Below are 13,111 nucleotides of genomic sequence, written 5' to 3'. Positions count from 1 at the left end.
TGCGGCCATCCCCGCGCTCACCTGGCGCGGATGTAATAGCCTTTTGAAATTTCCTTCACGTATCCCTTCAACTGCAGCGCCACAAGCGTCTCCATGAGAACGGACGGGGAGAGTCCCGTCTTCTCCAGAAGGCTGCCAAGACTCCCGGGATACAGACCGACACAACTATACACTATATTTTCGGTACTTTCAAGCACTTTTTCAATTTTGTCTGATTTCTCCGCTCCTGCCGCGGTTCCGGGCCCCGCGCAGCCCCCGCGCCCGGCGGCAAGATCCGGTGCCAGCTCCTCCAGCAGTTCCTCCGGACTGAGCAGGATCCCGGCGCCCTGCCGGATCAGCTCATTGCAGCCCCGGCTTAAGGGACTGTCCACAGGCCCCGGGAGGACATACACGTCCCGCCCCTGCTCCAGCGCCATGTCCGCCGTGATGAGGGAGCCGCTCTTCTGCCTGGCCTCCATGACAAGGACCGCGTCCGCGAGGGCGCTGATGATCCGGTTGCGGGCCGGGAAATACTCCCGCCTGGGCGCTGTCCCGGGAAGCTGCTCGGACAGGATGCCCCCGGTCTTTATGATATCGCCGTACAGCCCCTTGTTCTGCGCCGGGTAGCACACGTCCGCCCCGGACCCCAGTACAGCATATGTGTCTCCTCCGCCGTTTATGGCTCCTCTTCCCGCGGCGCCGTCGATGCCGAGCGCCATGCCGCTTACGATCTGCACGCCCCGCTGCGCCAGGTACCGGGCGAACCTAAGCGCCTGTCCCTCCCCGTAAGCGCTGCACTGCCTTGCCCCCACGATCGCCACCGAGGGGCGCGCATCCTCGGGAAGCCGCCCTTTGACATACAGGGCGTAGGGGTAGCCGGCGGTGCGCTTCAGCCGCCCCGGATAGGCCGGATCAAAGCAGGGCACAAAGCGGATCCCCTGTTCCTTAAGTCTGTCATACTCTGCCGCCGGATCCCGTTTTTTCCGAAAAAGACGGATGACTTCCCTGTCCTTTTCTGTCAGAAATTCCATGCCCGCCAGTTCTTTTTCTTCTATATAATATGCGGCCTCCCCGCTGCCCGCCCGCTCCCGGATGCGCTCCTTCTTCCGGTCGGACAGGGGACGGATGGAGGCCAGCCAGTACTCGTACTTCATCGCAGATTCCCCCAGTATTTTGCATCCGGCAGCCGGTAGCCCACCGCCTCCGCCAGATGCGCGCTCTGTATCGCTTCTTCGCCCGCCAGGTCCGCAATGGTGCGGGCGACCTTCAGCACCTTGTGGCAGGTTCTGGCCGTCAGGCCCATCTGCCGGAACGCCTGGGAGAGCATCTCGTCCCCCTGCGTGTCCAGGGCGCAGTAGACCGGTATCTTCCTGGCCGGCACGGCGGCGTTGACCGCGAAGGGTTCCTGCCTGTAGCGGAATGCCTGCCTCTGTCGCGCCTCCATGACCCGTTCCCGGATCCGGGCGGATGTCTCCCCGCCCTCTCCCGCCCGCAGGCTCCTGTAGTCCACCGCCGGCGTGTCCATGCAGATATCGATGCGGTCCAGGAACGGCTGGCTGACTTTTCCCAGATACCGGCTGATGCTGCCCGGCGCGCAGGTGCACCGGGAGGCATCCGGATAGTACCCGCAGGGACAGGGGTTCATGGCTGCCGCCAGCATGAAATCAGCCGGGAATTCGTACACGCCCTGCTTCCGGGTCAGCCGGATCCGCTTCTCCTCCAGAGGCTGGCGCAGCACATCCAGCACCGGCCTCTGGAACTCGGAGAGTTCGTCCAGGAAAAGGACGCCCCGGTGCGCCAGCGAGATCTCCCCCGGCGCCGGGACCGCTCCGCCGCCAATGAGCGCCGCCCGGGTGGCTGTGTGGTGCACTTCCCGGAAGGGGCGCCTGCGCATGAGCGGCGTGTCCTTGTCCAGCATGCCCTGGATGCTGTATATCTTCGTGATCTCCAGAGCCTCCTCCATGGAGAGCGGCGGCAGGATGGTGGGAATCCGCCTGGCGATCATGGATTTGCCGCTGCCGGGCGGACCGATCATGAGGAAATTGTGGCCGCCTGCCACCGCGATCTCCGCCGAGCGTTTGACCGCCTCCTGCCCCCGCACCTCACAGAAATCCTCCTGGAATTCCATCTCCTGCCAGTCCCCGTCTTTTGCCGCCCCGTCCGTCCGGCCGCTTTGTCCCGCCCCGGCGGCAGGTTCCCCCATGGCAAGCAGAGTCAGAAGTTCTGACAGACTGCCGGCTGCAAGGACCGGGATGCCAGCTGCAAGCCGGGCTTCCTTCTCATTCCCCGGCGGGACGATGCAGAAGCGGTACCCCTGCTTCCCCGCCTCCCACACGATCGGCAGGACGCCCGCCACATCCCGGATGCTGCCGTCCAGCCCCAGTTCTCCCACGGCCAGCGCCCCTTTGAGGGCCGCCCCGCTTACCAGCCCCTGGGAGAGCAGGATCGCCAGGGCGATGGGCAGGTCAAAAGACGCGCCGCGCTTGCGGACGCTGCCCGGAGAGAGGTTGATCACTGTCTTTTTCACCGGGATCTCAAGGCCGCTGTTGCGGATGGCCGTGCGCACCCGCTCTCCCGCCTCCTTCACTTCCCCCGAAAGGTAGCCCACCATGTGGAACATGGGAAGGCCGTTGCTTAAGTCCGCCTCCACGCGGATGAATTTCACTTCCAGGCCGTGGAGGGCCGCCGAACACACCATGCCAAGACTCATGCGCATGCCTCCTTTTTTGCATTTTTAAAATTGTGCCAATTGAAACTGTCCGGGCGATATGCCCTGGAATACAATGAAAAATTATGAAACTTTAGAAAGTATGAATAGTATACGCCTGTTGCGCAGACTTGGCAAGAAAAATCTGAGGATTTCGTGTCACTCCCCGCCCACCTGCCAGGCGGGGAGGACACTGTTTTCTTTTACAGGCCGGCTTCCAGCCTTTTCTTCTTCGCCTCCTTCACGACCGCCGACATCTGCCGCAGCCCAGAGCTTAAGATCACCAGGGCGACGAGCACCGCCACCGCGCAGAGGATCCACTGCACAAGGTACATGGACTCTCCGAACCGGATCGGCATATCCCACACCGCGTGAAGGATGATCACAAGCACCAGGAATTTCAGGAATCCGGGCTCCAGGTAAAACCTTTTGTCAAAAGGCCTGTCCCCTTTGGCGATCACAAGGCCCGCAGCCGAGATGGCTGCCCAGAGCGTATGACCGCCGACCGCCATCGCGCCCCGGAGCACGAGTATGTCCACCATCCCGGAGACAGAGCCGGATAAGAGCAGCGCATTGAAGGCGTAACCGGCCGTCTCAAACACCGCAAACCCGGCGCCGACACAGCTTCCAAGGAGAAGTCCGTTCAGGATATAGCCCGTGTTCATCTTTTTGATATAATGGCCGACCACAACGATCTTTCCTATCTCCTCAATGATCCCCACCAGGACGGCGCCTGTGTAGTTCAGCTCGCCCACCTGGATGAAATTGTAGAGGATCAGCGTGCAGATCAGGGACATAACGCCGCCCACGAAGAAGATGGACACTGCCTCAAATATGCTGATGTTGCGGGGAATATTCGTCTCCCAGAAGAAGACCATCAGGGAGAAGGGCACCGCCAGCGCCCCGATGAACATCGCTCCCGGCACGCCGTTCAGGTTGTCGAACTGTGTGATCATCACAAGCAGTCCCGCAAACACGAGCAGGAACATGAGAAAGATCCTGGCGAACAGCCATGGATGGGGCCAGTCCGAGACCATGTTTTCCGGCGCCGGCGTCGTCTTCTTCGTCCCGCTGATGAACAGCTCGTCCCTCTCATCCGCCGTGTGCTTTTTAAACACTTCACTGACAAGCTCGCGCAGGCGGATATCCGCCTCCCCCTCCTGCCCTGTCATATCGTTGAGCGTGTTGACCACTTTCTCCATCCCGCTTTTGGACGCCTGGACAAAATCGTCCATGCCGAATCCGGATTCCGGCTGCCAGTCTGCCTCTGTCCGTGGACCTTCTTCATATTTTGTGCCGCAGTGGATGCAGAACAGGTCTGTATCCTTCATTTCCCTCCCGCATCCGGGACATCTCTTACTCATGGCTTACATGACCTCCTTTGTTGCACTTCGTGCAATCATTATACCACGCGCGCAGGGAAGGAAGCGCCGCCGCAGGCGGCATTTACTTCCCAAGCCGTGGATCGCCGGTATAATCCCTGCGCAGCAGGGCAGCCCGGCAACCGGGCTGGATTGCACTTCGTGCAATCATTATACCACGCATGCGGCGCGCCATGCCATCTTCCTTTTGGAAAAGCACAAAGCCCCCCTCTTTGACATAGACTGTAAGTAACCACGCCAGCGAGGTGCTTCGTCTTGAAATCCTTTCCCCAACCTTTGAATGCCGCCAAGGAGCAGTACTACCTGCAGAGATTCGCGGAAGGCGACACAGAAGCGAAGCACATCCTGATCGAGCGGAATATGCGCCTGGTGGCTCACATTGTCCGGAAATACCAGTCTGCGGACGAGGAGACGGAAGATCTTCTGTCCATCGGCACCATCGGCCTTATCAAGGCAGTGGTGACTTTCAACCCGGACAAAGCCGTGCGGCTGGGAACCTACGCTGCAAGATGCATCGAAAATGAAGTGCTCATGTATCTGCGCTCGCGCCGCAAGTCGTCACGCGACATTTCCCTCTACGAACCGATCGGCACGGACCGGGAGGGAAATGAGATCCAGCTCTTCGACATCATCGAGTCAGATGCGGATGACGCCCACGAAAGAGCGGTCCTGAAAGATGATGTACGGCTTCTTTACTCCAGGATCGAGAGCGTTCTCTCTCCCCGGGAACAGCTTGTGTTGAAGATGCGGTACGGCCTTTACAATGAGGATGAATATACGCAGCGGGAGATTGCAAGGGTGCTTGGGATCTCCCGCTCTTATGTCTCACGGATCGAAAAGAGCGCAATTGAAAAGCTGCGGGACTCGTTCTGAGTTTCCGCAGCTTTCATCTACTCTTCTTTTCTCCGCAGTATATCGCACGGATCCGCTTTGCCCTCCAGATCCACGTAGACGATCTGTTTTGCATGGGGCGCGCTCTCCTGCTCCTGTCCGTCCTCGTTCACGATCCGGCGCACTGTCACCGGAAGATCCCTGCCGTCCGGCTTCATGATCTCGATCTGTTCGCCGACGGAGAACTTATTTCTCTGCTCGATGCAGAACAGCCCGTCCCGGGAGGCTCCAGCAATGCCCAGATACGTGTACTCTTTCTCATATGTGCTGTTGTCGTAGATCTGCGCCTGTTCGTCCGGTTTCCCGAAATAGAAACCCGTTGTAAACTGCCGGTGGGTGCAGCTGCCGATCTGCTCCAGGTACCAGGGCATGTTCGCTTCATACAGCGCCGGATCCGTCAGGTAATCGTCGATCGCCTTCCGGTAAGTCCTGGCAACCGTAGCCACGTAGAGAGCCGTCTTCATCCGCCCCTCGATCTTGAAGCTGTCAATGCCGGCGTCAATGAGCTCCGGTATGTGGCCGATCATGCACAGGTCTTTGGAATTAAAGATAAAGGTGCCTCTCTCATTTTCGTAGACCGGCATGTATTCGCCCGGCCGCGTCTCCTCCACAACCGCGTATTTCCAGCGGCACGGGTGGGTGCAGGCGCCTTGGTTTGCGTCCCGGCCGGTAAAGTAATTGCTCAGAAGGCAGCGGCCGGAGTAGGAGATGCACATGGCTCCGTGGATGAAGCTCTCGATCTCCATCTCCTCCGGGATGTGACGGCGGATCTGACGGATCTCGGCAAGAGAGAGTTCCCGCGCGGAGACGACCCGTTTTGCCCCCAGCTTCCACCAGAAATTGTAGGTCCCGTAGTTCGTGTTGTTGGCCTGTGTGCTGATATGCCGCTCGATCTGAGGGCAGACCTCCTTCGCGATCTCAAAGACAGCCGGATCCGCGATGATGAGGGCATCCGGCCCCAGCTTTCGCAGCTCGGCAAAATAGTCCCGCACGCCGGCCAGGTCGTCGTTGTGGGCCAGGATATTGGCGGTCACATGCACGCGCACGCCATGGGCATGGGCGAACCGGATCCCCTCCGCCATGTCCTCCATGGAGAAATTTTTTGCCTTTGCCCGCAGGCCAAAAGCCTCTCCTCCTATATAGACTGCATCCGCGCCAAAGTTTACTGCTGTCTTCAGCACTTCAAGGCTGCTGGCCGGTATAAGAAGTTCCGGTCTTTTTTTCATAGCTTGCTTCCTTTCTTTACACTGACTGCCAGCCCGTCTCCCAGTGGGAGGATGCTGGTCAGCAGGCGTTCATCATGCTTCAGCTGGTAGAGATATTCCCGCATCCTTTTATGGATCGTGCGGTCCCGCCGCTCCACTGCAAAGCGGGACTCGAGGATATCCCCCTCCTGCAGGACATTGTCAGACACGAGGACTCCCCCGTCTCTGAGCAGCCGCAGCGCCTCCGGAAGATAGTAGATGTACTGGGCCTTCGCCGCATCCATAAAGATCAGGTCGAAGGGCCCTTCCAGCCCTTGCATCACTTCCAGGGCATCCCCTTCTACAAGCGTGATCCGGTCCTCTTTCCCCGCGCGCCGGAAATTCTCCCTCGCCACCGGGATCCGCTTCTCATAATTCTCGATCGTCGTGATATGGCAGTCCTCCGGGGCATACCGCTCCATCACAAGGGCAGAGAAACCGACCGCCGTCCCCAGTTCCAGGATATTTCGGGGGCTTACTATCTGCATCAGAACTTTCAGAAAACTCTGCGTCTCCTTCCGGATGATCGGCACCCGCTCTTCCAGCGCCCGCTGCTCAATCTCCTCCAGCAGCGGACATTCCGGCGTCTCCAGCGAATAGAGAAAAGTCGAAATTCTTTCATCAATCATCATATTTGCACATCCGTTTACACACAATTACACACCAGTTACATGAACTTGGGACGTAACACTTTTTAAAAGTATTACGTCCCTCTTTACACTTTTTTAAATTATCTGTCAACATCCATAATAATCGGAAGGATCATCGGTCTTCTCTTTGTCCTCTTCCAGATGAACTCATTCATCGTGTCACGGACAACCAGCTTGATCTTACTCCAGTCCGCGCCTCTCTGGCGGTGAAGGCAATTGTCGACCGCGTCCACCAGGACTTTCCTCGCGTCCTCCATGAGTCCCTCGGACTCGCGCACATAGACGAATCCGCGCGACACGATGTCCGGGCCTGCGAGCAGGCGGTTGGACCCCTTCTCCAGCGTCATGACAACGATGAGGATCCCGTCCTCGGCCAGATGCTGCCGGTCGCGAAGGACGATATTGCCCACATCGCCGACGCCCAGGCCGTCCACAAGGACCTCGCCGGTATGGACTTTGTCCACCACCTTGGCCTCCTTGCTGTCAAGCTCCAGCACGTCTCCCGACTGCAGCATGAACACGTTCTCCTTGGGGATGCCAAGGGAGAGCGCCAGGCCGGCGTTTGCCTTCCTGTGGCGGAACTCGCCGTGGATCGGGATCGCATACTTCGGCTTTACAAGGGAGTAGATCAGCTTCAGCTCCTCCTGACAGGCATGTCCGGACACGTGGGCGTCCTGGAAAATAACGTTGGCGCCCTTCTCGGAGAGCTCATTGATCACCTTGGATACGGACTTCTCATTGCCGGGAATGGGGTTGGAACTGAAGATGACAGTGTCCCCCGGCATGATGGTGACTTTCTTATGGATGTCCGCAGCCATTCTGGACAGAGCCGCCATGGACTCGCCCTGGCTTCCGGTCGTGATAAGCACCGTCTTCTCCGGCGGATAATTCTTAAGCTGGTCGATCTCGATCAGAGTCTTGTCCGGCACATTCAGATAGCCAAGCTCCTGGGCGGTGGAGATGATATTGACCATGCTCCGCCCCTCCACGACCACCTTCCGGTCATACTTGTACGCGGAGTTGATGATCTGCTGCACCCGGTCCACATTGGATGCAAAAGTCGCGATGATGATGCGCGTGTTCTTGTACTCTGCAAACAGGTGGTCAAAAGTGTGTCCCACCGTCCGCTCCGACTGGGTAAATCCTTTCCTCTCCGCGTTCGTGCTGTCGGACATGAGGGCCAGCACGCCCTTCTTGCCGATCTCGCCGAACCGCTGCAGATCGATGGCGTCTCCAAACACCGGCGTGTAGTCCACCTTAAAGTCTCCCGTATGCACCACGATGCCTGCCGGGGAGTAGATAGCCAGGGCCGATGCGTCCTGGATGCTGTGGTTTGTCTTGATAAACTCGATGCGGAACTGCCCCAGGTTGATGGACTGTCCGAACCGCACCACTTTCCTCCTCGTGCTCCGCAGCAGATTGTGCTCCGTAAGCTTCTTCTCGATAATACCCATCGTCAGCTTTGTGGCGTAGATAGGCAGGTTCATCTCCCGCAGCACATAGGACAGAGCCCCGATATGATCCTCGTGTCCGTGGGTGATGACAAAACCTTTGACTTTCTGGATGTTGTCCTTCAGGTAGGTCACATCCGGAATGACCAGGTCGATCCCCAGCATATCGTCCTCCGGGAACGCCAGGCCGCAGTCCACAACAACAATACTGTCCCCGTACTCAAAGGCAGTAATGTTCATTCCGATCTTCTCCAGTCCTCCGAGCGGAATGATGCGCAGTTTTCCATTGTTCTCTTTCTTCAAACTTACACCTCCATAATGATTATTTTACGTTCTCTTTTTCTTCACGGCATTTTCTGCACATACCGTAGAATTTCAGTTCATGGTCTGTCACTTGAAAGCCCGTCTCTCTCTCAATGTAGACTTCCAGCTCTTCCAGAAGGTCGTCCCGGAACGCGGTTACACTGCCGCACTCTGTACAGATGAGATGGTGATGGTGGTGGCGGTGTCCGTCCCGCTCATCCAGAAATTCACCGATCTCGTAGCGCACGCAGCCATCGTCCAGCAAAATGCGGTCCACCAACTGCATATCCAGCAGAAGCTGCACCGTCCGGTAGATCGTGGCCAGGCCGATCTCCGGATAATCCTCCCTGACCAGCTCAAAAATATCCTCCGCCGTCATGTGCTCATCCTTGTGTTCCGCGAGCACCTGCAGCACGAGGAGTCTCTGGTTGGTCACCTTCAGACCCTTCTCTTTCAGCATTTCTTTGAATTTCTCCTGGCTTATGGACATAGCAACTTTACCTTTCTATCTCAATATCCTCAAGCAGTTCCTCAAATACCCCGGATACTGCCGCAAGCTCTGTGTCGTCTTCCACGATCTCGTAAATGCTGTCTGTATCTTCTCTTTCTGATCTGTCCTTCAGGATGAGGCACTCCGCGTCCCCCTCCTCAGAATCCGTGACCAGAATGTAGGACGTTCCATTGACCCTTGTCTGCTCCAGGACGAAGAACTCCATCTCCTCCCCGTCCGCGAGAAATTTGATCTTTTCCATAACATAACACCTCAAAAAATCCAGTATTTAAAGACGGTCCTCCTGTTTGGCCGCCTCATGGTATTTCGAGTCCAGATATCCCTGCAGTATAAAAACAGCCGCAATCTTGTCAATGTATTTCTTGCGGTCTTCCCTTCTCACATTGCTCTCTATCAAAATCCGCTCTGCTTCCACTGTAGTCAGACGCTCGTCCCACATCACGACCTCCAGGCCGGTCCGCCGGCGCAGCATCTCACCGAATTCCAAAGATTTTTCCGCCCGATCTCCCACATCGCTGTTCATGTGGCGCGGCAGGCCAAGCACGATCCTCTCCACTTCGTACTCCCGGATCAGCTCCTCGATCCGTGCGCAAGTCTTCCGGAGCTTGTTCTCGTCCCTGCGCCAGATGGTCTCAATCCCCTGCGCTGTAAGACCTAAAGGATCGCTCAGCGCAACCCCTACCGTCTTAGAGCCATAGTCCAGTCCCATCACTCTCATAGGATTATGCCCACTCGTGGTACTTGATATACGTCTTGAGCATCTCCTCTACCAGCTCGTCCCGCTCCACCTTCATGATAAGGCTTCTGGCTCCGTTGTGGCTTGTGATGTAGGTGGGATCCCCCGACATGATATAGCCCACGATCTGGTTGACCGGGTTGTATCCCTTCTCGCTGAGCGCCTTGTACACGATTTCAAGTACGTCTTTTGCCTGAATTTGCGGACCGCTTTCTACCGTGAAAAACTGGGTGTTGGTTAACTCTTTCATATACTCACGTCCTCCAAAAATACTTCAAATTTATTCTACTCTATTCCCCTCTGAAATTCAACGAATTATTTGTAAACGGTTCTCAATTTCTACATTTATCAACTGATTTGACAGATTTTCTGTCGTTTTTTGTCCGACTTTCACATATTCTTTTGTGTGTCCCACCTGGTAGACGCCGTCCTCCCTCTCGACGGCCTCCTCCATCAGCACTTCCACCGTCGTCCCGATGAGCCGGTCCTCGTAGGCCTGCTGCTTCCTTCTTCCAAGGGCGATCATCCGGGCGCTGCGCGCCGTCTTCACCTGCTCCGGCACCTGGTCCGCCATGGCGGCCGCCTTCGTCCCCTCCCTGCGGGAATACTTGAAAATGTGGGTCTCGTAAAAGTCCACCTTGTCCACAAACGCCAGGGACTCCTCAAACTCCTCCTCCGTCTCGCCCGGGAAGCCAACGATGACATCCGTGGTCAGCGCCGGATGGTCAAAATGAGCCCTCAAAAGCTGACATTTCTCATAGTACTCCTGCGCCGTGTACCTGCGGTTCATGCGGCGCAGCGTCGCATCGCACCCGCTCTGCAGCGAGAGGTGGAAATGAGGGCAGATCTTCGGCAGCGCCGCCAGGGCGCCGGCAAACTCCTCCGTAACGATCCGCGGCTCCAGGGAACCGAGGCGGATGCGGCAGATGCCGTCCACCCCGTGGACTGCCCGGATCAGCGCCAGCAGATCCTCACCTCCGCCAAGGTCGATCCCGTAGGAGCTCAGATGGATCCCCGTGAGGACCACCTCCCGGTATCCCTGCCGGGCCAGAGCCTCCACTTCCGAGACCACATCCTCCATGCGCCGGCTGCGCACCCTGCCCCTTGCGTAGGGAATGATGCAGTAGGAACAGAACTGGTTGCACCCGTCCTGCACCTTGATGTAGGCGCGGGTGTGCTCGCCGGTCCGGGTCAGGCTCATCTCCTCATAGGCAGGTGCGTGGATGATGTCCGCCATCTCCTCCTTCTTCTCCCCCTCGCTTCGCCAGTACTCCTCCAGGATGCCGGCCAGCTCATGCTTCCGGTTGTTGCCGATCACAATGTCCACGCAGTCGTCCACCTCGCCCGCCTTCGCCTGGACATAGCAGCCCGCAGCCACCACTACGGCGTCCGGGTTCATCTTCCTGGCCCGGTGCAGCATCTGCCGTGATTTCCGGTCCGCCATGTTGGTCACCGTGCACGTATTGATGACATAGACGTCCGCCTTCTCATGGAAGGGCACGATCTCATAGCCGCTGCGTTCCAGTATTTCCTGCATGGCTTCCGTCTCATATGCATTCACCTTGCATCCCAGATTGTGAAGCGCCGCTTTTTTCATTTTCCTATACCGCCTTTCTTGTCTGCTCGTACAAATTGTTGTAAGCTTTAACGAAATTTACACGAATTCTTTGGCATATTGTTCCTTGACTTTTATGAGTGCAACTCTTAAGATGTTTATAGAAAATGATAAAGAAATCAAGGAGGTCATTCCAATGAAAACAGTACAAATTTCCTTAAACTCCATCGACAAAGTAAAATCTTTCGTAAACGATATCACAAAGTTCGACTACGACTTTGATCTTGTATCCGGAAGATATGTGATCGATGCAAAATCCATCATGGGCATCTTCAGCCTGGATCTGTCCAAGCCGATCGACCTGAACATCCACGCTGACGCTGGTGTTGATGAGGTTCTTGAGACTCTGAAGCCCTACCTCGTATAAGCACCGAATAAGATATACCGTACATAGCGAAAGACACGCCGGAATGCAGTTGCTACACTCCGGCGTCTTTTTTATCCCTTTACTTCTATCACTTCAACCGTCTCGACCGCGCGCTTTACAAGCTCGTCGATCTTTTCCGTCAGATTCTCCTCCGACCTGTGAATGATGTTGAGATTCGGCTTTGTCACCGGATGTTTGGCCACAAAGATCGTACAGCAGTCCTCAAAGGGCTGGATCGACGTCTCGTAGGAGCCGATCTTCTCAGACACCTCCACGATCTCCTTCTTGTCAAACCCGATCAGCGGCCGGTATACGGGAAGGGTGCAGACCTCGTTGGTCGCCGCCAGGCTCTGCATCGTCTGGCTCGCCACCTGGCCGATGCTCTCGCCCGTGATCAGTCCCAGGCAGCCGTCCTCTCTGGCGAAATGCTCCGCGATCTTCATCATATAGCGCCGCATGATGATGGTCAGCTCATCATGGGGACACTGGTCGTAAATGTAGAGCTGGATATCCGTAAAATTCACCACATGGAGCCGGATGGGGCCTGCGTAGGATGCGATGATCTTCGCCAGATCCACCACCTTCTCCTTGGCCCTCTCGCTCGTGTAGGGCGGCGCGTGGAAATACGTCGCCTCCAGGGCAACGCCCCTCTTGGCGATCATGTAGCCCGCCACCGGGCTGTCAATGCCGCCCGACAGAAGGAGCATGGCTTTCCCGTTCGTCCCCACGGGCATGCCGCCGGGGCCCGGGATGATCCGGGAGTACACATAGATCTCCTCCCGCACCTCAATGTTCAGCATCACATCCGGATGGTGCACATCCACGCGGATCTGCGGGAATGCCTCCAGAATGGCCTCCCCCAGGTCGCAGTTGATCTCCATGGATGTCTTCGGATAGTTCTTGCGGCTTCTCCTCGCCTCCACCTTGAAGGTGATGTTCTTATCCGGGTACAGCTCATCCATATAGGACACCACGTCCGCCTTCAGCTGGTCGAACCCTCTGTCCTCCAGCCGCACGACCGGGCAGATGCCCACGATGCCGAACACTTTCTGCAGGCATCCGGTCACCTCGTCAAAATCGTAGGACCCCTCGCAGTCCACATAGATCCTGCCCCGTGTCTTGTATACTTTAAAGCTGCCGTCCGCCTCCCGCAGGGCAAAGCGGATCTGGCGCACAAGGGCGTCCTCAAACATGTAGCGGTTCTTGCCCTTGATGCCGATCTCCCCGTACTTGATCAAAAATGTATGAAACGTCATGTGTCTTCTTCCTCTTTTC

General features: G+C 57.0%; 14 protein-coding genes. 2 read left to right on the top strand and 12 right to left on the bottom strand.

Annotation, left to right across the window (positions count from 1 at the left end; translation table 11 throughout):
- Positions 1–17: 17 nt before the first annotated feature.
- The 3 genes from dprA to H6A20_RS03930 all read right to left on the bottom strand — a co-directional run bounded on the left by dprA (position 18) and on the right by H6A20_RS03930 (position 4,050).
- Complete coding sequence (gene dprA / locus H6A20_RS03940) at positions 18–1,133, bottom strand: DNA-processing protein DprA (RefSeq protein WP_204905870.1); 1,116 nt, start codon at positions 1,131–1,133, stop codon at positions 18–20.
- Positions 1,130–2,689, bottom strand: coding sequence for a YifB family Mg chelatase-like AAA ATPase (locus tag H6A20_RS03935; protein WP_204905869.1), 1,560 nt, complete (start codon positions 2,687–2,689; stop codon positions 1,130–1,132). Before H6A20_RS03935 ends, dprA begins: the two co-directional genes overlap by 4 nt.
- Positions 2,690–2,889: 200 nt before the next feature.
- Positions 2,890–4,050: a PrsW family glutamic-type intramembrane protease gene (locus tag H6A20_RS03930; RefSeq protein ID WP_204905868.1), complete on the bottom strand. Its 1,161-nt coding sequence runs from the start codon at positions 4,048–4,050 to the stop codon at positions 2,890–2,892.
- Between the two features lie 273 nt (positions 4,051–4,323).
- Between H6A20_RS03930 and sigK the strand changes: the two genes are divergently transcribed.
- Positions 4,324–4,941 carry an RNA polymerase sporulation sigma factor SigK gene (gene sigK, locus H6A20_RS03925; RefSeq protein ID WP_204905867.1) on the top strand — a complete coding sequence of 206 codons (618 nt, stop codon included), beginning with the start codon at positions 4,324–4,326 and terminating at the stop codon, positions 4,939–4,941.
- 17 nt (positions 4,942–4,958) lie between these two features.
- On the opposite strand, the gene H6A20_RS03920 is transcribed toward sigK, so the two are convergent.
- The 8 genes from H6A20_RS03920 to mtaB form a co-directional block, all read right to left on the bottom strand.
- On the bottom strand, positions 4,959–6,185 hold the full coding sequence (locus tag H6A20_RS03920; protein WP_204905866.1) for a peptidase U32 family protein: 1,227 nt from the start codon (positions 6,183–6,185) through the stop codon (positions 4,959–4,961).
- Positions 6,182–6,835, bottom strand: coding sequence for an O-methyltransferase (locus tag H6A20_RS03915; protein WP_204905865.1), 654 nt, complete (start codon positions 6,833–6,835; stop codon positions 6,182–6,184). The genes H6A20_RS03920 and H6A20_RS03915 overlap by 4 nt, the downstream gene beginning before the upstream one ends.
- Before the next feature lie 98 nt (positions 6,836–6,933).
- Complete coding sequence (locus H6A20_RS03910; protein WP_204905864.1) at positions 6,934–8,607, bottom strand: ribonuclease J; 1,674 nt, start codon at positions 8,605–8,607, stop codon at positions 6,934–6,936.
- Positions 8,608–8,626: 19 nt separating this feature from the next.
- The gene (locus H6A20_RS03905) at positions 8,627–9,067 is read right to left on the bottom strand and encodes a Fur family transcriptional regulator (RefSeq protein ID WP_338106573.1); all 441 of its coding nucleotides are present in this window, start codon (positions 9,065–9,067) and stop codon (positions 8,627–8,629) included.
- Positions 9,068–9,104: 37 nt separating this feature from the next.
- On the bottom strand, positions 9,105–9,359 hold the full coding sequence (locus H6A20_RS03900) for a DUF1292 domain-containing protein (RefSeq protein WP_204905862.1): 255 nt from the start codon (positions 9,357–9,359) through the stop codon (positions 9,105–9,107).
- A 27-nt stretch (positions 9,360–9,386) separates the two neighbouring features.
- The gene (gene ruvX / locus H6A20_RS03895; RefSeq protein WP_204905861.1) at positions 9,387–9,836 is read right to left on the bottom strand and encodes a Holliday junction resolvase RuvX; all 450 of its coding nucleotides are present in this window, start codon (positions 9,834–9,836) and stop codon (positions 9,387–9,389) included.
- Positions 9,837–9,840: 4 nt separating this feature from the next.
- A complete protein-coding gene (locus H6A20_RS03890; RefSeq protein WP_204905860.1) occupies positions 9,841–10,104 on the bottom strand; it encodes an IreB family regulatory phosphoprotein in 264 nt (87 codons plus the stop codon).
- Between the two features lie 57 nt (positions 10,105–10,161).
- Entirely contained in the window at positions 10,162–11,451 is a 1,290-nt protein-coding gene (mtaB, locus tag H6A20_RS03885) for a tRNA (N(6)-L-threonylcarbamoyladenosine(37)-C(2))-methylthiotransferase MtaB (protein ID WP_204905859.1), read from the bottom strand.
- A gap of 154 nt (positions 11,452–11,605) precedes the next feature.
- Between mtaB and H6A20_RS03880 the strand changes: the two genes are divergently transcribed.
- A complete protein-coding gene (locus H6A20_RS03880) occupies positions 11,606–11,836 on the top strand; it encodes an HPr family phosphocarrier protein (RefSeq protein ID WP_204905858.1) in 231 nt (76 codons plus the stop codon).
- A gap of 71 nt (positions 11,837–11,907) precedes the next feature.
- On the opposite strand, the gene thiI is transcribed toward H6A20_RS03880, so the two are convergent.
- Entirely contained in the window at positions 11,908–13,092 is a 1,185-nt protein-coding gene (gene thiI, locus H6A20_RS03875; protein ID WP_204905857.1) for a tRNA uracil 4-sulfurtransferase ThiI, read from the bottom strand.
- Positions 13,093–13,111: the final 19 nt, after the last annotated feature.

Source organism: Mordavella massiliensis (genome assembly GCF_016901695.1).
Taxonomy (GTDB): Bacteria; Bacillota; Clostridia; order Lachnospirales; family Lachnospiraceae; genus Claveliimonas; species Claveliimonas massiliensis_A.
Note: the sequence above shows the minus strand (reverse complement) of the source record. Positions and strands in the feature narration are given on the sequence as shown.